The organism is Streptomyces sp. PKU-EA00015, assembly GCF_013387495.1.
Taxonomy (GTDB): domain Bacteria; phylum Actinomycetota; class Actinomycetes; order Streptomycetales; family Streptomycetaceae; genus Streptomyces.
Window position 1 is genome coordinate 187102 of record NZ_JABZEE010000002.1, and the last position, 18808, is coordinate 205909.

General features: G+C 71.2%; 12 protein-coding genes and 3 pseudogenes. 5 read left to right on the forward strand and 10 right to left on the reverse strand.

The window, feature by feature from the left end:
* Window positions 1-77 precede the first annotated feature (77 nt).
* The 10 genes and pseudogenes from HW130_RS35575 to glgX all read right to left on the reverse strand — a co-directional run.
* Window positions 78-170 (reverse strand): annotated as a pseudogene (locus tag HW130_RS35575) (integrase); the annotation flags it as partial.
* Window positions 171-590: 420 nt separating this feature from the next.
* A complete protein-coding gene (locus tag HW130_RS35580; RefSeq protein ID WP_305737791.1) occupies window positions 591-1676 on the reverse strand; it encodes a hypothetical protein in 1086 nt (361 codons plus the stop codon).
* Window positions 1665-2333: pseudogene (locus HW130_RS36920) on the reverse strand (glycosyltransferase family 2 protein); the annotation flags it as partial. The gene HW130_RS35580 and the pseudogene HW130_RS36920, both read right to left, overlap by 12 nt.
* A gap of 26 nt (window positions 2334-2359) precedes the next feature.
* Window positions 2360-2614 (reverse strand): annotated as a pseudogene (locus HW130_RS36925) (glycosyltransferase family 2 protein); the annotation flags it as partial.
* A 78-nt stretch (window positions 2615-2692) separates the two neighbouring features.
* A complete protein-coding gene (locus tag HW130_RS02455) occupies window positions 2693-2968 on the reverse strand; it encodes a hypothetical protein (protein WP_177147671.1) in 276 nt (91 codons plus the stop codon).
* Window positions 2969-3034: 66 nt separating this feature from the next.
* Window positions 3035-3772, reverse strand: a complete 738-nt coding sequence (locus HW130_RS02460) for a Clp protease N-terminal domain-containing protein (RefSeq protein WP_177147672.1) — start codon at window positions 3770-3772, stop codon at window positions 3035-3037.
* Between the two features lie 128 nt (window positions 3773-3900).
* Complete coding sequence (locus HW130_RS02465) at window positions 3901-5925, reverse strand: M4 family metallopeptidase (protein WP_177147673.1); 2025 nt, start codon at window positions 5923-5925, stop codon at window positions 3901-3903.
* 247 nt (window positions 5926-6172) lie between these two features.
* Window positions 6173-8383, reverse strand: coding sequence for an ABC transporter ATP-binding protein (locus tag HW130_RS02470; RefSeq protein ID WP_309140297.1), 2211 nt, complete (start codon window positions 8381-8383; stop codon window positions 6173-6175).
* Window positions 8380-10212, reverse strand: coding sequence for an ABC transporter ATP-binding protein (locus HW130_RS02475; protein ID WP_177147674.1), 1833 nt, complete (start codon window positions 10210-10212; stop codon window positions 8380-8382). The genes HW130_RS02470 and HW130_RS02475 overlap by 4 nt, the downstream gene beginning before the upstream one ends.
* Window positions 10213-10313: 101 nt before the next feature.
* A complete protein-coding gene (gene glgX, locus HW130_RS02480) occupies window positions 10314-12596 on the reverse strand; it encodes a glycogen debranching protein GlgX (protein WP_177147675.1) in 2283 nt (760 codons plus the stop codon).
* A gap of 216 nt (window positions 12597-12812) precedes the next feature.
* Between glgX and HW130_RS02485 the strand changes: the two genes are divergently transcribed.
* The 5 genes from HW130_RS02485 to HW130_RS02505 all read left to right on the forward strand — a co-directional run bounded on the left by HW130_RS02485 (window position 12813) and on the right by HW130_RS02505 (window position 18806).
* Complete coding sequence (locus HW130_RS02485; RefSeq protein WP_177147676.1) at window positions 12813-14039, forward strand: Ig-like domain-containing protein; 1227 nt, start codon at window positions 12813-12815, stop codon at window positions 14037-14039.
* A gap of 233 nt (window positions 14040-14272) precedes the next feature.
* Window positions 14273-15517 (forward strand): Ig-like domain-containing protein, encoded by a 1245-nt coding sequence (locus tag HW130_RS02490; protein WP_177147677.1) that lies wholly within the window; start codon window positions 14273-14275, stop codon window positions 15515-15517.
* Between the two features lie 108 nt (window positions 15518-15625).
* Complete coding sequence (locus tag HW130_RS02495; RefSeq protein WP_177147678.1) at window positions 15626-16393, forward strand: enoyl-CoA hydratase/isomerase family protein; 768 nt, start codon at window positions 15626-15628, stop codon at window positions 16391-16393.
* A 260-nt stretch (window positions 16394-16653) separates the two neighbouring features.
* Window positions 16654-17157, forward strand: a complete 504-nt coding sequence (locus tag HW130_RS02500; protein WP_256355790.1) for an ATP-binding protein — start codon at window positions 16654-16656, stop codon at window positions 17155-17157.
* A 455-nt stretch (window positions 17158-17612) separates the two neighbouring features.
* Entirely contained in the window at window positions 17613-18806 is a 1194-nt protein-coding gene (locus HW130_RS02505; RefSeq protein WP_177147680.1) for a YncE family protein, read from the forward strand.
* Window positions 18807-18808: the final 2 nt, after the last annotated feature.

The window sequence follows — 18808 nt, forward strand, 5'->3', positions numbered from 1 at the left end:
GCACGTCGTGACGGAAGTAGTTGACGGCAACGCCAGCGGACGACGGCGGCGCAGGATGGCGGTTCATCGCCGTCCCAGAGGGGCGCGGTCGAATGCCGGAGGTCGTGGAAGCGGATGCGGCGGCGGCCGGCCTTGCGGAGGAGCCTGGTGAAGGTCCGGGTGAGATTGGTTCGGGTCGATCGGTCAGCGCGTCCGGCGCGTATCCCATCGCAGCTTCCACGTCACACCCCCCTCTTCATGTATCAGGCGGAGCATGTGGCCCAGGTCGAGGCGGGCCGCGTGCTCCGAGCTCAGGCCGAGCAGATCCAGCACCGCCGCCGAGACAGCGAACGATGCCCTGCCCCGGCCCCCGGCAGGGGCCGGAGCGCCCTGGATTAGCGAGGTCACCGCCCACAACCGCGCCTGCGGGCCGCCCACGGAGTCGGACCCCGCACTGCGGCCAAGTTGCTGGTCACGGCAGGGGGCAATCCCGAAGGCATGCGGACCGAAGCTTCCTTGAAGGCGGCCCTCCTCTGATCCTGTGCTCCGTCACAGATGCCGTGCTCGTCGGCCTGGCTCTGTGGGGGGCGGCGGCGCAGGCCACCACCGGGTCAGGGCAGCAGCCGCTTCACGCGCCGGGCGAGCGCTTTGGCGACGGCCACGCGTCCGACGCGTAGGACGAGGCCGTCATCTTCGATGGGCTTCGCGTACGTGGGGAGTCCCCGGTGCCGCCAACGACCGCCCGGCAGCCTCGGCTGGGCCGGTACCCGCCAGGTCCACCGCGCCACGCCGTCGCCTGCGGTCAGCACCACGGCGAGGCGCCAGGTGCCGAGCGCCAGACGGTGCACCGGCACGGCGACCGAGAAGGTGCCGCCGTCCACGACGCCGGGGACGGCGACCGTACGCCCCGCCTCGTCGCGGAGCTCCACGCCGAGAGTGCCGGCCGGAGGGGCGGCGAACCGCAGGTCGCCGAAGACCTCCAGGATGCCCGTCTTCCCCTGGGCCCACCGGGCACCCTTGATCCGCAGCTTGTCGGGGACCTTGTGCACGTTCTCGCCGACGTCGACGGTGAGGTTGCTGTACGGGTGGGTGTAGTACAGCGCCACGCCGAAGATGTCGTCGTCGCCGTCGGCCACCACGTACGTCCGCTGCGTGCTGACGACCTCGGGGAGGCGCTGGTTACCGATGCGGATCTCCCTGGTCAGTCCCTGCACGCGGACGGCGAGAAACGCGTCCCACAGGCCACGGGGCAGCCGCGTGCCGTCGCCGGCTGCGGTCGTCAGGTCGATCTCGGCGATGAAGCCGGCACCGGAGTAGTCGTACCCGCCGCCGTCCTGATCCTCGCCCAGCCCGGGAACGGTGATCCGGGTGGTCGGGAACCGGTGCTCCGCGCCGGACTTCCGCTCGCGCAGGAGGAGTTCGATGCCGGTGTCGTCCTGCGGCATGCGCCGCAGGTAGCCGTGGCCGCGGAGGGTCAGCCGACCGGTGCCGGGGGCCAGCTCGACGGAGTCCAGCCGGTGGGCGGACGGAATCCCGCCGGTGATCTCGTAGATCTCGTCCGGGAGGTCTCTTTCCGGGTCACGGAAGAAGGGCAGCCGGGCGTAGGCCCGCTCGCCGTCGACCAGGATGCCGTGCTGCACACCGCTTGCCGCTTCTCGGCGGACCTCGGCCTCCAGCTCGACGGACTCGTCCAGCATGCCGCGCAGGGCGAGAGCGCAGCGCAGCCGGGCGAGGGGCGCGAGCCGCTGCGTGAGCGCGTCGGAGCAGTGCCGCTCCAGCACGGTGCGCAGCTTCGCGTAGTGGGCGCGCCGCAGCTCGTCGTCGGGCTCGAGAACCAGGTCCTTGAGTACATCGCCCATATCCACGGCGATGTGACGCTCGGTCAGCTTGTCGCGGTCCGGCCCGGCGGGGAAGTGCTCCGCCACCAGCTCGATCAGGGCCTCCTGGGCCTCGATGCGGCGGTCGATGTCCGTGGTCGCGCTCGTGATGTTGCCGCCGTCGTCCCGCTTGACGACGAACAGGCAGTCGTAGTCGGCGACGACGGAGATGCCGTCCGCGAGGAAGTAGCCGCGGGCGACGAAGAGCTGGTCCTCGTACACCCGGTACTCGGTCGGGAAGCGCAGCCCGTGCTTCTCGACCAGCGAGCGCCGGAACAACTTCAGGGGGCTGAGGGTCCGGTAGACCCGGGACGCGAGGACATCCGTACGAGCCTGGTTGTGGCCGAACATGGCTGTGGCGACGCCGCGCCCGTTGACGCCGACGACCTTGCCGAGGACCACGTCGGTGTTGTTCTTGTCGGCCACCGTGAGCATCCGCTCAAGTGCCTCGTCGCCGAGGAAGTCGTCGGCGTCGAGGAAGAAGACGAACCGTCCGCGCGCGCGTGGTCGAGGCCCTTGTTGCGGGGTGCGGCGGGCCCACCGGAGTTCTCCTGGTGAAAGACCCGGAAGAGCCCCGGGTACGCGGCGGCGAACCGCTCCAGCTCCTCACCGGTGCCGTCGGTCGACCCGTCGTTGACGGTAATGACCTCCAAGCGGTCGCGGCCCAGGGACTGCCGCACCACCGAATTCAACGTCTCCGTCAGATAGGGCATCGCGTTGTAGGCCCCAATAATCACGGATATGTCAGGGTTGGTCACAGTCCGTACCGCATTCCTCTCGCGCAGCCCAATCCAGGTAACCGCGGATGTGGGTGAGTGTTTTACGCGCTTACTACATCACGCTCCGGCGGGGAATGATGGCGTCGGCCGGCCGAGCCTGCTGGAGTCGACGGCCTGGGCCCCAGCGGCCCAGACCCTGGCCGTCTCGGGCGTCCAGCAGTGGCGCACCACCACCACGTACGACGTTGAGCCACCACGGTCGACCCGCCCACGGGTGGCGGGCCCACCGCCACGATCACGGACCTGGCCGCCTCTGCCGAGGCCGGACTTGAGCACGACGAAGCCGGCGAGGACCACCCGCAGGGTCAGGTGGATGAGGCGTTCGCGCGGCATGTCTGCGCATGCCCCCACCCCGCCGAAGGCTCCGCGTCCGGCGCCCCTGACGAAAGTGAGGAGGGGCTACTGCTGCTTGGCGGCCAGGAACGCGGCGAGCGCCTCCGTCACCTGCTGCTCGGTGGCGCTCTTGTCGATGCCGAGCGCCGAGAGCGGGCCGTTGCCGTCCTCCGCCTCCAGCAGGGCCAGCAGGATGTGCTCGGTGCCGATGTAGTTGTGGCCCAGCCGCAGAGCCTCGCGGAAGGTGAGTTCCAGGACCTTGCGAGCCCGGGCGTCGTACGGCGCCACCTCCGGGAGTTCCTCGGCGGCCGGGGGCAGCGCCGCGGTCGCCGAGGCGCGCACCTGGTCGGTGCCGACGCCCTGCGCGGCGAGCGCCTTGACGGCGAGACCCTCGGGCTCGGAGAGCAGACCGAGGGCCAGGTGCTCAGCGCCCACGTGCGTGTTGCGGGCCGCGCGGGCCTCGTTGGCGGCCGCCGCGACGACGTTCCTTGCGCGCGGCGTGAAGCGGTTGAAGCCCTGGCTGGGGTCCAGGTCGAGCGGCTGGTCGGACTCCTTGGTCACGAAGCGTTTCTGGGCGGCCTGCTTGGTGACACCCATGGACCTGCCGATGTCGGTCCAGGACGCGCCCGAGCGGCGGGCCTGGTCCACGAAGTGGCCGATGAGGTGGTCGGCGATGTCGCCGAGGTGGTCCGCCGCGATGACCGCGTCGGACAGCTGGTCGAGGGCGTTGGCGTGGGACTTCTTGATGGCTTCTATCAGATCGTCGAGCCGTACGGGATGGGTCAGACGCACAGGATCGGTCATGCGACAGACGATGAGTGGATCGTCAACCATCGGTTGACGATCACTGCGCGGTCGCCCCGCGACGGAGCCGCCCGGGGTGCGGGCACCCCGGGCGGCTCGGCTGGCGTGTGCTCAGAAAACCGCCGGGCTCAGAAGGTGAGCTTCCAGCTGTTGATGTAGCCCGTGTCGTAGCGCGCCACGTCCTGCACGCGCAGCTTCCAGGTGCCGTTCGCCACCTCGCTGGAGGCGTTGACCGTGTACGTGGTCTGGACGTTGTCCGCCGAGTCCGAACCGCTGGAGTTCTTCAGGCGGTACGCGGTCCCGTCCGGGGCCAGCAGGTCGATGACCAGGTCACCACGCCAGGTGTGGACGATGTCCACGCCGACCTTGAGGGTCGAGGGCGCGTTGCCCGTGCGGCCGGTGACGTTGATCGAGGAGGTCACGGCCGCACCCGGGGAGTCCGGGATGGACACGTCGGCCGTGTTCTCGAAGACCGTGCCCGGGTCCGGGTCGCCGCCGCCGGGCCGGGAGCCGACGTTGATGCCGGCCCAGGCGTCGGTGACCGACTTGACCTCGGCGCTGGTCGCTCCGTACAGCTCCGTCGCCACGGCGATGGTGCCGGTGCGGGCGCCCGCGTAGTCCGTGCGGGAGCTGAACTTCGTGGTGAGCGCCTTGAACCAGATCAGCGCGGCCTTGTCACGGCCGATGCCGGTCACCGGCAGGCCGTCGGAGGTCGGCGAGTCGTAGTTGACCCCGTTGACGGTCTTGGCGCCGCTGCCCTCGGAGAGCAGGTAGAACCAGTGGTTCGCCGGGCCCGAGGAGTAGTGGACGTCGATGTTGCCGATGCCGGAGTACCAGTAGTCCTTGGACGAGCCGTCCTTGCTGGGCTTGTCCATGTAGCGCAGCGGGGTGCCGTTGCCGCGGATGTCGATCTTCTCGCCGACCAGGTAGTCGCCGACGTCCTTGGTGTTGTTGGCGTAGAACTCCACGGCCGCGGCGAAGATGTCGGAGGTGGCCTCGTTCAGGCCGCCGGACTCGCCGCTGTAGACCAGGCCCGCCGTGTTGGACGTGAGGCCGTGCGTCATCTCGTGCGCGGCCACGTCGATGGACGTGAGCGGCTTGGTGTTGTTCGCACCGTCGCCGTAGGTCATGCAGAAGCAGGAGTCCGACCAGAAGGCGTTGACGTACGCGTTGCCGTAGTGGACCCGGGAGTACGCGCCGACGCCGTCGCCGCGGATGCCGCTGCGGCCGTGCACGTTCTTGTAGTAGTCCCAGGTGAGGGCGGCGCCGTAGTGGGCGTCGGCGCCCGCGGTCTCGGCGTTCTGCGGGGTGCCGTCGCCCCAGATGTCGTCCGCGCCCGAGAACAGCGTCCCGGTGCCGGACGTACCCCGGTTGAGGTTGTACGTCTTGTGGTTGCCGCGCCCGGTGTCGGTCAGGGTGTACGACGGGGCCGTGCCGAGCGTGACCTGGCCGCTGTACTGGGTGTTGCCCGTACCGTTGTGGACGGCCTGGCGCTCGAAGAGCTTCTCGCCCGTGGTGGCGTCGGTGATGACGTGCAGCTCGTTGGGCGTCCCGTCGTGCTGGAGTCCGCCGACGACCGTCTCGTACGCCAGCGTGGGCCTGCCGTCCGCCAGCCAGATGACCTTGCGCGGCGCGCGCTCGGCCTCGGTCTCGGCGGACCCCTCCGCCTTGGCCGCGCTCACCGCCTGCTTCTCGGCCGTGGCCGGGGCGATGCCGGCGCTGGTGTCGACGTTCTTCAGGGCGGCCCTCGACGCCTTGCTGACGGACTCGGTGGCACCTGCCGCCGTCCGGGACACCACGAGGTCGCCGCCGAGGACGGGCAGGCCCGCGTAGGTGCGCTCGTAGCGGGTGTGGGTGGTGCCGTCGCGGTCCTGGACCACGTCCCGGACGACGAGCTTCTCCTGGGCCCCGAGGCGGAGTTCCTTCGCGGTGGCGGCCGTGGTGGCGGTCGCCTCACGGATCAGCTCCGCGCGCTGGGCCGGGGAGAGGTTCTTGGGCAGGGCGCCCGGGTCGGCCTTGCCCGCCTTCGCCGCGGCGGGCGCCGCCACGGGCTGGGCGGCCGATGTGCCGGTCTGGAAACCGACCGCGAGAAGAGCGGCCGTGGCGATGAGGGCTCCCGTCGCTGTGGCGCGACGGCGATGCGTGGGTCTCACGCGGACTCCTTCTGCGAGGGGGGTACCGGCCGGCTGGGTGGGACGGCCGGGCAGAGCTGCGAAGCAGTGGAGCGGTCGAACGGTGGTGCGTTCGAACGTGATTGCGCGGAACGGGGGAAGAGTGGCAGCCGTGCACGGTTCCTGTCAGGAGCGCGACAAGAACTTGGCCGGAATTCGTCCGTTGCTCGAAAGGTCGTGTTCGTTGAGCGAACGTTTTGACGAGCCGCGGCCGGACCGGGAGGTCCGGTCAGCCCACCACGCTCTCCCGCCATGCCTTGTGCAGACCCGCGAACCGGCCCTCGCCGCCGATCAGTTCGGCGGGCGGCCCGTCCTCGACGATCCGTCCCCGCTCCATCACCAGCACGCGGTCCGCGATCTCCACCGTGGAGAGCCGGTGCGCGATCACCACGGCCGTACGCCCCTCCAGGACGGTGTCCATCGCACGCTGCACCGCCCGCTCACCGGGGATGTCCAGCGAGCTCGTCGCCTCGTCGAGGATCAGCACCGCCGGGTCGGCGAGCAGCGCACGCGCGAAGGCCACCAGTTGGCGCTGTCCCGCGGAGATGCGCCCGCCCCGCTTGCGCACGTCCGTGTCGTAGCCCTCGGGCAGCGAGGCGATGAAGTCGTGTGCCCCGATCGCCTTCGCCGCCTGCTCGATCTCCGCGCGGGTCGCCTCCGGGCGGCCGATCGCGATGTTCTCCGCGACCGTGCCGGAGAACAGGAACGCCTCCTGCGTCACCATCACCACACCGCGGCGCAGTTCCCGCGTGGACAGCTCGCGCAGGTCCGTCCCGTCGAGCAGCACGCGCCCCTCGGTCGGGTCGTAGAAACGGGCCAGCAGCTTGGCCAGGGTCGACTTGCCCGCGCCCGTCGAGCCGACGACGGCGACCGTCTGCCCGGCCGGGATCGTCAGGTCGAAGCGCGGCAGGACCTCACCGCCCGTGCGGTACCCGAAGCCGACCCCCTCGAAGACCACCTCGCGCCCGGGCCGGTCGTCGTCGCGCACCGGCAGCTCGCGCGGCCGCACGGCCTCCGGCACGGACGGGACCTGGGCCAGCAGACCGGCGATCTTCTCCAGCGACGCGGCCGCCGACTGATAGGAGTTGAGGAACATGCCCAGCCGGTCGATCGGGTCGTACAGCCGCCGCAGGTACAGCACGGCCGCCGCCAGCACACCCAGGGCCAGCGTCCCCGACGCCACCCGGTAGGCGCCCCACAGCACGATCCCGGCCACCGCCGTGTTGGCCACCAGCCGGGAACCGACCACGTAGCGCGCCATCTCCAGCAGCGCGTCGCCGTTGCTGCGCGCGTGGCGCTCGTTCAGGACGCGGAAAGCGGCGTCGTTGGCCCGCTCACGGCGGAAGGCGCGCACCGGCCGGATGCCGTTCATCGTCTCGGCGAACTTCACGATCACCGCGGCGATCGCCGTGGACCGCCTCATGAACACCGACTTCGCACGCCGCTGATAGAGCCGCACCAGCAGATACAGCGGCACGAAGGACAGCACCGCGAGACCGCCGAGCCCCACGTCGAGCCAGAGCAGCATGGCCGAGATGCAGACGAACGCGAGGACGACGCCGATCAGCTCCTGCAGCCCCTCGCTCAGCAGCTCCCGCAGGGACTCGACGTCCGTGGTCGACCGGGAGATCAGGCGGCCCGAGGTATAGCGCTCGTGGAAGTCCACGCTGAGCGCCTGGGCATGGCGGAAGATCCGTCCCCGCAGGTCGAGCAGCACGTCCTGGTTGACGCGGGCGGAGGCGCGGATGAAGGCGTACTGGAGGGAGCCCGCCGCGAGCGCGCACAACGCGTATCCGGCGCCGACAGCGATCAGGGGGCCGTGGTCGTCCGCCCGGAAGGCGGGCACGCCGCGGTCGATGGCGTACGCGACGAGCAGGGGACCCGCCTGGATCGTCGCCTGCTGGAGCAGCAGAAGCACGGCCGCGAGCACCACGCGCGCGCGGCGCGGCGCGAGCAGCGAGCGCAGCAGGGCGCCGGTCGCGCCCTTGGGCGCGGGCAGCGCGTCCCGGTCGAAGGGGTCGCCCGCGGCCCCGGGCCGCCGCCCCGGCTTCCCGTCGGCTCCTGCGCCGACATCGCGCGATCCCCGGCCCCGGCCGGTCCCGCCCCGGACCGCGGCGTGGGTCCCGACGCCCGAGCGTGCCGCCGCCCCCGCGGCGTCGGCTGACGCGTCGTCGGACGGGCTCGCGTGCGTCGGCGCGGCGCCGGAGGTGCCGGCCTCGTTCGGGACGGCCGGGCCGCTCGCCCCGGCTGCGGTCTCCGCCTCGCCTGCGGCGGGACCCGGGTGAGGCGCCGGGCCGGCGGCCGTGTCCGCATGCGTCGTCGCGGCGAGATCCGGACATGCCGCTGCCCCCGCGGCGTCCGGAGGCGGCCCCGGTGTCCCGTCCGGGCCCGGCCCCGGCGTCGCGCCGGCCGGTGAGCCCGTCGTCGAACCCGTCGTCACCGGGCCCTCCCTTCCGCGCCCGTGGCGCTCCTCACGGCCGGCTCCGGTGCGCCGGTGGTTCCCGGGTCCGCGCCCGACATCAGCCAGGCGTACTCCCCGTTGGTCCGCAGCAGTTCGTGGTGCGTGCCCACCGCCGTGATCCGGCCGCCGGACAGCAGGGCGACGCGGTCGGCGAGCATGACCGTCGAGGGGCGGTGCGCCACCACCAGGGCCGTCGTGCCCTCCAGGACGCGGCGCAGCGCCGCCTCCACCAGCGCCTCGGTGTGCACGTCGAGCGCCGAGAGGGGGTCGTCGAGCACCAGGAAGCGCGGCTGCCCGACGACCGCGCGGGCGAGCGCCAGCCGCTGGCGCTGACCACCGGACAGGCTCAGGCCCTGTTCGCCGACCTGCGTGTCCGCCCCCTGCGGCAGGTCGTCCACGAAGCCCGCCTGCGCGACGTCCAGCGAGCGCCGCAGGTCCGCGTCCGTCGCGTCCTGCGCGCCCATCAGCACGTTCTCGCCGACGCTCGCCGAGAACAGCGTCGGCTCCTCGAAGGCCACGGACACCAGCTCGCGCAGCCGCTCGCGGGGCAGCGCGGTGACGTCCTGCCCGTCGAGCGTGATGCGCCCGGCCGTCACGTCGTACAGCCGCGGCACCAGTGCCGTGAGCGTGGTCTTGCCGCTGCCGGTGCCGCCGACGAGCGCCATCGTCTCGCCGGGGCGCACGTGCAGGTCGATACGGGCGAGGACGGGCGGGGCGTCCTCGGGGGCGTCGGGGTAGCGGAACTCGACGGCCTCGAAGCGCAGTCCGCCGCTTTCGGCCGGCGCCTTTGCCGGGATGTCCCCGGACGTCTCCCGCTCCTCGGGAGCGTCCAGCACCTCGAAGTACCGGTCGGCCGCCGTGGCCGCCTCCTGGCTCATCGCCAGCAGGAAGCCGATCGACTCCACCGGCCAGCGCAGCGCCAGCGCGGTCGACAGGAACGCCACCAGCGTGCCGGCCGACAGCCCGCCGTCCGCGACCTGCACGGTGCCCAGCACGAGCGCCGCGCCGATCGCCAGCTCGGGGACGACCGTGATGAGTGCCCAGACGCCGCCGAGCAGCCGGGCCTTGCCCAGCTCCGTGCCGCGCAGCCGCTCCGACAGGGCCCGGAACGCCTCGGCCTGGCTGCGGTGCCGGCCGAAGCCCTTGACGATACGGATGCCGAGGACGCTCTCCTCGACCACCGTGGTCAGATCGCCGACCTGGTCCTGCGCGCGGCGCGCCACCAGCGCGTACCGCCTCTCGAAGGCGGAGCACGCGACGACGAGCGGCACGATCGGCGCGAGCAGCACCAGCCCCAGCGTCCACTCCTGCTGGAGCAGGATCACGAAACCGACCAGGATCGTCGTCCCGTTGACGAGGAGGAACGTGAGCGGGAAGGCGAGGAACATCCGCAGCAGCATCAGATCCGTGGTGCCCCGCGAGAGCAGCTGCCCCGACGCCCACCGGTCGTGGAAGGCGACGGGCAGGCGCTGCAAGTGCCGGAAGAGATCGGCCCGCATCGCCGCCTCCACCCCGGCCAGCGGCCGGGCGACCAGCCACCGCCGGAAGCCGAACAGCGCGGCCTCCGCAAGGCCGAGCAGCAGCAGCGTCAGCGCCCCGAGCCACACACCGCCCGGATCGCCGCCGGCCACCGGGCCGTCCACGATCCACTTGAGGACCAGGGGGATGACCAGGCTCAGGCAGGAGGCCACTATCGCGACGAACGCCGCGCTGAACAGCCGGGCGCGCACCGGACGTACGTAGGGCCACAGGCGCAGGAGCGACCGCACGGTGGAGCGGTCCTGGGGGTCCGAAGGTGTCGTGGGCATCAGGTGCGAGCCTACGAGTCACCACTGACAGCCCTCATGTGGTTTTCCGGCGACGCGGGGCCCTGTGCGGACGTTCACCCGAAGACGTTCACCCGGCAGGCCTACGTCCGCACGCGCAGCAGCAGCACGCAGCGGGCGGGCACCCGTACCACCGCACCCCCCTCGTGCACCGTCCCCGGCGCCTGCGCCTGCTCCTCCAGCGAGGTGTCCACCACCACCTCGTACGCCTCCGCCCACGGCGGTCCCGGCAGCCGGAAGTCCACCGGCTCGCCGGCGGCGTGCAGGACCGTCAGGAAGCTGTCGTCCGTCACCTGCGCCCCGCGCGCGTCCCGCCCCGGGATGTCGCGGCCGGACAGGTAGAGCGCCAGCGTCGCCGAGGGCGCGTACCAGTCGCCCTCGGTCATCTCCGTGCCCTGCGGGGTGAACCACGCCAGGTCCCGCAGTCCGTCCGGCGCCTGCGGACGGCCCGAGAAGAACGCACGGCGGCGCAGCACCGGATGGGCGTGCCGCAGGGCGAGAAGCCGCCGCGTCAGCTCCAGCAGTCCGCGCCCGGTCGGCTGCGCCGGCAGCGTCCAGTCCACCCAGCTGACCTCGTTGTCCTGGCAGTACGCGTTGTTGCTGCCGCCCTGGGTGCGGCCCATCTCGTCGCCCGCCACCAGCATCGGCACACCGGTCGACAGCAGCAGCGTTGTCAGCAGGTTCCGCAGCTGCCTGCGGCGCAGCGCGTTGATCCGCGGGTCGTCGGTGTCGCCCTCGGCGCCGCAGTTCCAGGACCTGTTGTCGTTCGTCCCGTCCCGATTGCCCTCGCCGTTGGCCTCGTTGTGCTTGTGCCCGTAGCTGACCAGGTCGCGCAGGGTGAAACCGTCGTGCGCGGTGACGAAGTTGATCGACGCGTACGGGCGGCGCCCGCCCCACGCGTACAGATCGCTGGAGCCCGACAGCCGGTAGCCCAGATCCCGCACGTCGTGCAGCGCACCGCGCCAGAAGTCCCGCACGGAGTCGCGGTACCGGTCGTTCCACTCCGTCCACAGCGGAGGGAACGCGCCCACCTGGTATCCGCCGTTGCCGACGTCCCACGGCTCGGCGATCAGCTTCACCCGCCGCAGCACGGGGTCCTGGGCGATGACGGCGAGGAACGGGGAGAGCATGTCGACGTCGTGCATCGAGCGGGCGAGCGCCGCCGCCAGGTCGAAGCGGAAGCCGTCCACGCCCATCTCGGTGACCCAGTACCGCAGAGAGTCGGTGATCAGCCGCAGCACATGGGGCTGCACCACGTGCAGGGTGTTGCCGCAGCCCGTGTAGTCGGCGTACCGCCGGGCGTCCGCCTGGAGGCGGTAGTAGCCGCGGTTGTCGATGCCGCGCAGGGACAGCATGGGGCCCAGCTCGCCCGCCTCCGCCGTGTGGTTGTAGACGACGTCGAGGATGACCTCGATCCCGGCGGCGTGCAGCGCCCGCACCATCCGCTTGAACTCGCCGACCTGCTGACCCGCCGTGCCGGAGGCCGCGTACGCGGCGTGCGGGGCGAAGTAGCCGATGGAGTTGTAGCCCCAGTAGTTGACGAGCCCCCGCCGCAGCAGATGGTCCTCGTGCGCGAACTGGTGCACGGGCAGCAGTTCCACCGCCGTCACGCCGAGGTCCACCAGGTGCTCGATCGCCGCCGGGTGCGCGAGCCCCGCGTACGTGCCCCGCAGCTCCTCGGGGATGCCGGGGTGCAGCTTGGTGAAGCCGCGCACATGCAGCTCGTAGATGACCGAGTCGGCCCACGGCGTCTTGGGCCTGCGGTCGTCCATCCACTCGTCGCCGTCGGCATCGTCGTGGACCACGACGCCCTTGGGCACGAACGGCGCCGAGTCCCGGTCGTCGCGCACGGTGTCGGCGACATGCTGCTGCGGCCAGTCCCGCACGTGCCCGTAGACCTCCGGCGGCAGCCCGAAGTCGGCGTAGTCCCCGTCGACCGCGCGGGCGTACGGATCGAGCAGCAGCTTCGCCGGGTTCCAGCGGGCCCCCGTCCACGGGTCCCAGCGGCCGTGCACGCGGTAGCCGTACCGGTGACCGGGCCCCACACCGGGCACGAAACCGTGCCAGATGCCGTGCGTCAGCTCCGTGAGCGGCACCCGCGTCTCGGCGGCCGACGGTCCGGGGCCGTCGAACAGGCACAGCTCGACGGCCTCCGCCCCGCCCGCCCACAGCGCGAAGTTGGTGCCCGCGACCCCGTCGGGCCCGACCCGGTACCGCGCGCCCAGCGGGGTCGGGGCCCCCGGCCAGGCCGGCGCGGCGCGCACGGCCGCCCGGCGGCCCTCCGCGCCGGCCGCCGCCGAAGGAGCACGCGGCGGCCCGCCCCGTACTCCTTCGTCCACCGTCTCCTGCTCGGCTGCGCTCGACACCTGTCGGCCTCCCGCGGCTCGTCGGGCCTGCCGGGAGGGCCCCTCCCGGCACGAGGCCGTCCGGCCGCCACGGCCGGACAGCCCCACGGGCCGCCGCGGCGTCCCTTCCGCGGCGGCCCTCGTTCGGTCTTTCACCATTTCTGCCCGCGCGGCACTCGTCCCAACATCGCCCCGCCCCCACGTTGCCCGCGGAGGGGGGCAGTCGTTGGTCGGTACGTGAGACATGTACTGAAGCGGGCAGGGCGGTGCGCGGCCCTCGCCGTGGCCGGGGCAGGACTCGTCGTGGGGCTCGCCGGCTGCACCGGCGGGACGCTGGACATCGGCAGCAAGCCACGGGCACCCGAGGACTCGATCCGGGTGACCCCCGAAGACGGCGCCAAGGGCGTCGGTCCCGAAGCGCCGGTGCTGGTCAAGCTGCCCAGCGGCCGGCTGGAGCGGGTGAAGGTGACCAGGGTCGAGGCGGCGGGCCGCACCGATGTGCCGGGTTCCGTCTCGGACGACGGGCTGCGCTGGACGCCCGCCGAGGGGACGCGGCTGGAGCTCGCCGCGAAGTACAGCGTCGACGTCGTCGCCCTCGACAGCCACGGGCGCCGCACGGCACGCCACACCACCTTCACCACGGCGGTCCCCGAGCACCACTTCACCGCCTACTTCAAACCGGAGAACCGTTCGACCGTCGGCACGGGAATGATCGTCTCCTTCACCTTCAACCGGCCGATCGAGAACCGCGCCGCCGTCGAGCGCGCCATCCGCGTCACGTCCTCGCCCCCGGTCGAGATCGTGGGCCACTGGTTCGGCCACGGGCGGCTCGACTTCCGGCCGCAGACGTACTGGGAGCCGGGCACACGGGTCACCATCGACATGCGCCTGCGGGACGTGGAGGCCGCGCCCGGGGCGTACGGCATCCAGCAGAAGACGATCGCCTTCACCGTGGGCCGCTCCCAGGTCTCCACGGTCGACGCGGCGGCGCACACCATGCGGGTCGTACGGGACGGGCAGCTGCTGGCGACGGTGCCGATCACGGCAGGGGCGCCCAAGACGACGACGTACAACGGCAAGATGGTCGTCACCGAGATGTTCGACGTGACTCGGATGAACGGCGCGACGGTCGGCTTCAAGAAGAAGGACGGCAAGGGCGAGTACGACATCAAGGACGTGCCGCACGCCATCCGATTGACGACCTCGGGCACCTTCCTGCACGGGAACTACTGGGCCGCGGCCGAGACGTTCGGCACGGCGAACGTCAGCCACGGCTGTGTGGGGCTGCGCGACGAGAAGGGCGGCAGCAGCGTGTCCCCGGCGGGGTGGTTCTTCGACCGCACGCTGATCGGCGACGTGGTCGAGGTGGTCAACTCCAAGGACAGGACGGTCGCACCCGACAACGGGCTCGGCGGCTGGAACATGGACTGGCCGCAGTGGAAGGAGGGTTCGGCCCTGGAGTGACGCGGTGCCCCTCCCGCGGCCGATGAGTCCCGCCCCCGGATCGCCTCCGCCGCCCCGCTGACCCCTGGCAGCAGTTTTCGGTGCCCGTCCGATGGACAGGTTGGGACTGAACGGTGACATTCGTGGGGACTTCCGGTGACCTGCGGTGTGATTTTCTGGCTGCGTGCGTGTGTGAGGCACGCGGGGGTGCGGGGCCTGGCATGGCCAGGCCGTGCTGAGGGGAGAACACAACAGTGAACGGGCAGCCGATATCGGGGGCATCGGCCGGAGCCGGACGACGCGGGCGCGGGGGCGCCCGGGTGTCCGCGCTGGCGCTGGGGGCGTTGCTGGTGCTGACGGCCTGCGGGGGCGGGGGATCGGGCAAGGGCGACGACGGCGCCGGCAAGAAGGACGGCGGCAAGGTCGAGAACGCGGCCTCCCGGGCCGTGGTGACGATCGCGCCCAAGGACGGCGCCGACGCCGTCGCCACGAGCGGTGCCCTGAAGGTCACCGCGGCCGGCGGGAAGCTGACCACGGTCGCCGTGCAGGACGACAAGGGCACGAGGATAGACGGCCGGATCTCCGGCGACGGCGCCTCGTGGGAGCCGCTGCAGCACCTGGCCGGCTCCACCAAGTACAAGGTGCACGCGGTCGCGAAGGACTCCGACGGCCGTGAGTCGGCCAAGGACACCACGTTCACCACCCTCGTTCCGCAGAACACCTTCATCGGCCACTACACGCCCGAGGACGGTTCGACGGTCGGCGTGGGCATGCCGGTGTCCGTCAGCTTCACCCGGGGCATCACGAACCCCGAGGCCGTGGAGAAGGCCATCAAGGTCACCGCCGAGCCGTCCGTGCCGATCGAGGGCCACTGGTTCGGCAACGACCGCCTCGACTTCCGCCCCGAGAAGTACTGGGCCGCGGGCACCAAGGTCACGGTCAAGCTGAACCTGGACGGCGTCGAGGGCCGCCCCGGCGTCTACGGCAAGCAGGCGAAGAGCTTCTCGTTCACCATCGGCCGCTCCCAGGTCTCCACGGTCGACGCGTCCGCGCACACCATGCGCGTCGTGCGCGACGGCAAGGAGATCAGGAACATCCCGATCACCGCGGGCGCACCGTCGACCACCACGTACAACGGGCAGATGGTCATCAGCGAGAAGTACAAGGTGACCCGGATGAACGGCGCCACCGTCGGCTTCGGTGGCGAGTACGACATCAAGGACGTGCCGCACGCGATGCGCCTGTCGACCTCGGGCACGTTCATCCACGGCAACTACTGGGCCTCGGCGGGCACGTTCGGTTCGGCGAACGTCAGCCACGGCTGCGTCGGCCTGCGCGACGTGCGCGGCGCGTACGACAACGGCACCCCGGCGGCCTGGCTCTACAACAACTCGATCATCGGCGACGTGGTGATCGTGAAGAACTCCAAGGACAAGCAGATCGCCCCGGAGAACGGCCTGAACGGCTGGAACATGCCGTGGTCGGAGTGGATCGCGTAACCGGCATCCGAGGGGGCCCGGCGCTGTGAGGCTGTGTCTTTTGGGGGATCCCCCCAAACCCCCCATGCACCGGGCCCCGTGCCGTTAACCGCGGCTAACCTTCCCTCCATGACCGTTTCCCTCGAAGTCTCCCAAGGTGTCGGCACCATCCGCCTGGACCGGCCCCCGATGAACGCCCTCGACATCGCCGTGCAGGACCGGCTGCGCGAGCTCGCCGAAGAGGCGACCCGGCGCGAGGACGTACGCGCCGTGATCCTCTACGGCGGCGAGAAGGTGTTCGCGGCCGGCGCGGACATCAAGGAGATGCAGGCGATGGACCACACGGCGATGGTCGTGCGCTCCCGTGCCCTGCAGGAGTCCTTCACCGCCGTCGCCCGCATCCCCAAGCCCGTCGTCGCCGCGGTCACCGGTTACGCGCTCGGCGGCGGTTGCGAGCTCGCGCTCTGCGCCGACTACCGGATCGCGGCCGACAACGCCAAGCTCGGCCAGCCCGAGATCCTGCTCGGCCTGATCCCGGGCGCGGGCGGCACCCAGCGGCTGTCCCGGCTGATCGGTCCGTCCCGGGCCAAGGACCTGATCTTCACCGGCCGGATGGTCGCGGCCGACGAGGCGCTCACGCTCGGCCTGGTCGACCGTGTCGTCCCGGCCGCCGAGGTCTACGAGCAGGCCCGCGCATGGGCGGCGAAGCTGGCCAAGGGCCCGGCGCTGGCCCTGCGGGCCGCGAAGGAGTCGGTGGACGCGGGCTTGGAGACGGACATCGAGACGGGCCTCGCCGTCGAACGGAACTGGTTCGCGGGCCTGTTCGCCACCGAGGACCGCGAGCGCGGCATGCGCAGCTTCGTCGAGGAGGGCCCGGGCAAGGCCAAGTTCCTCTGAACCACCGCCAGTTGACGGCTCCGAGGCCCGCGTCAATCGCGTGCCCGGATCGTCCCGGCCGGGGGAGGGAATGCGTACGCAACCGGCCCGCGTGCGCCGAGGACGTCCACAGAAGTCCCGTCGCCGCAGGTCAGGGCGGGTACTGATGCCGGATGAGGTCAGTGGCATATGCCGGGAGGCTCCCTTGGAATCAAGCATTCCGGGGGGCCTATTCCCTTGGAACGGCCACGGGGGCAGCTGATTACGGCCATGATGGAGGCATGGCGGGCCTGGAGGGCGTGGGACAACCGCGGCAGCGCGTCGGCGCGACCGCCGGGCGGTGGATCCCGGCCGTGGACGACGAACAGGCGCTGAAGGCGCTGGAGTTGTACGGCAATCCGACGGAGGAGGAGGTCCGGCTGCCGTCGCGCCCCGAATCCGCGGGCATCGCGCGGCGGCTCACGCAGTGCGTGGTGCTGCGTCAGTGGGCGCTGCCGGCCCAGACCTGCGAGCACGCGGTGCTGCTCGTCTCGGAGTTGGTGGGCAACGCGGTGCGTCACACCGGGGCGCGCGTCTTCGGTCTGCGGTTGCTGCGCCGCCGCGGCTGGATCCGGGTCGAGGTGCGCGACCCGTCGCGCGGACTGCCCTGCTTGATGCCGGTGCACGACATGGACACCAGTGGCCGCGGTCTCTTCCTCGTCGACACCCTCTCCGACCGCTGGGGCGTCGATCTGCTGCCGCGCGGCAAGACCACGTGGTTCGAGATGCGGGTGGTCGACCGCTGAGACGCGTCGGCCGTACCGGACGTGAGGACGCACAGAAGCCCCCGCGCGCCGTCGGCGCGTCGGGGGCTTCTGTGGGGAGCGCCGTGGATCGGGGGGGGTGTATCCACGGCGGCTGATGACGACCTGGCCCGGGTCGATGGGGGTCGTGCCTCGACTATGACAGACGGGCGCCTCATCTTCAAAACTCCAGATGCTGGCAAAGTTGAATGAATCGGACGTCTTGTGGATGGATCGTAGGCAAAAGAGAGCGTAGACCTTGTAATCGACGCATAAGTATCAGGCTCTGCGAGTGTTTCATCGGTCAGTGATCCTGGTTGCGGGCATGGGGCCGGCGACCCGTAGTACGGATGAATTGGGTCAATCATTACCTTTCGCCCTGTCCGCCCCTACTGTGCATCCGTCACCCCGAACCGCCGCGGACAGCGTGCGGTGACCACCACGGAGCTGCTGAGCTGATGCATCCGACGACCTCCCTCACCCAGCGGACCACGGCGCTCCTCGTGGGCGCCCTCCTCGTTCTGCTCGCCGGCTGCGGCTCGGGCGGCGAGCAGAACGAGGCACGCGGCACCGAGCAGGCCGCCCCGCCCGTCAAGCCAAGGAAGGCCACGGCCGCCCCCGCCGGGCTGCCCGGCATGCCGCCGGTCCAGGATCCCCAGGACATCTACGCGGCCGACCGGCCGGGCATGCTCTCACCGGTCGTCAAGAACTTCCCCTCCCGGGTGTACGTCCCCAACACCAACTCCAACACGGTCTCGGTCATCGACCCCGCGACGTACAAGGTCATCGACACCATTCCGGTCGGCGTGCAGCCGCAGCACGTCGTGCCCTCCTGGGACCTGAAGACGCTGTGGGTCAACAACAACCGCGGTCACACGCTCACGCCGATCGACCCCGCGACGGGGAAGGCGGGCGAGCCGGTCGACGTCCACGACCCGTACAACCTCTACTTCACGCCCAACGGCAAGTACGCCGTCGTCATGGCCTCCCTCGACCGCGAGCTCGTCTTCCGCGACCCGCACACCATGGAGACCAGGCACACCGAGCCGGTCTCCTGCTACGGCGTCAACCACGCGGACTTCTCCGCCGACGGCCGGTACTTCATCGTCTCCTGCGAGTTCTCCGCCGAACTGCTCAAGGTCGACACGGAGAAGATGAAGGTCGTAGGCCGGCAGCGGCTGCCGTTCGAGGGCGCCATGCCCCAGGACGTCAAGCTCTCCCCGGACGGCAAGACCTTCTACATCGCCGACATGATCGCGCACGGCGTATGGGTCCTCGACGGGGAGAAGTTCACCGAGCCCGCGCTGATCCCCACCGGCAAGGGCGCCCACGGCCTCTACATCAGCCGCGACTCCAAGGAGATGTACATTCCCAACCGCGGCGAGGGCTCGATCTCCGTCTTCGACTTCGCCCGCAACAAGCTGACGAAGAAGTGGTGGCTGCCGGACGGCGGCAGCCCGGACATGGGCGGCGTCTCCGCCGACGGCAAGGTGCTGTGGCTCTCGGGGCGCTACGACGCCGAGGTGTACGCCGTCGACACGAAGACCGGCAAGCAGCTCGCCCGCATCCCCGTCGGCAGCGGCCCGCACGGGCTCGCCGTCTACCCGCAGCCCGGCCGCTACTCCCTCGGCCACACCGGCGTCTTCCGGTAGCC

Excerpts from the sequence above, each read along its gene's own strand:
- HW130_RS35580 (WP_305737791.1), bottom strand. The coding sequence starts at position 1,676 with ATGCTGGACGAGTCCGTCGAGCTGGAGGCCGAGGTCCGCCGAGAAGCG.
- HW130_RS02455 (WP_177147671.1), bottom strand. The coding sequence starts at position 2,968 with ATGCCGCGCGAACGCCTCATCCACCTGACCCTGCGGGTGGTCCTCGCC.
- HW130_RS02460 (WP_177147672.1), bottom strand. The coding sequence starts at position 3,772 with ATGACCGATCCTGTGCGTCTGACCCATCCCGTACGGCTCGACGATCTG.
- HW130_RS02475 (WP_177147674.1), bottom strand. The coding sequence starts at position 10,212 with ATGCCCACGACACCTTCGGACCCCCAGGACCGCTCCACCGTGCGGTCG.
- HW130_RS02495 (WP_177147678.1), top strand. The coding sequence starts at position 15,626 with ATGACCGTTTCCCTCGAAGTCTCCCAAGGTGTCGGCACCATCCGCCTG.
- HW130_RS02500 (WP_256355790.1), top strand. The coding sequence starts at position 16,654 with ATGGCGGGCCTGGAGGGCGTGGGACAACCGCGGCAGCGCGTCGGCGCG.
- HW130_RS02505 (WP_177147680.1), top strand. The coding sequence starts at position 17,613 with ATGCATCCGACGACCTCCCTCACCCAGCGGACCACGGCGCTCCTCGTG.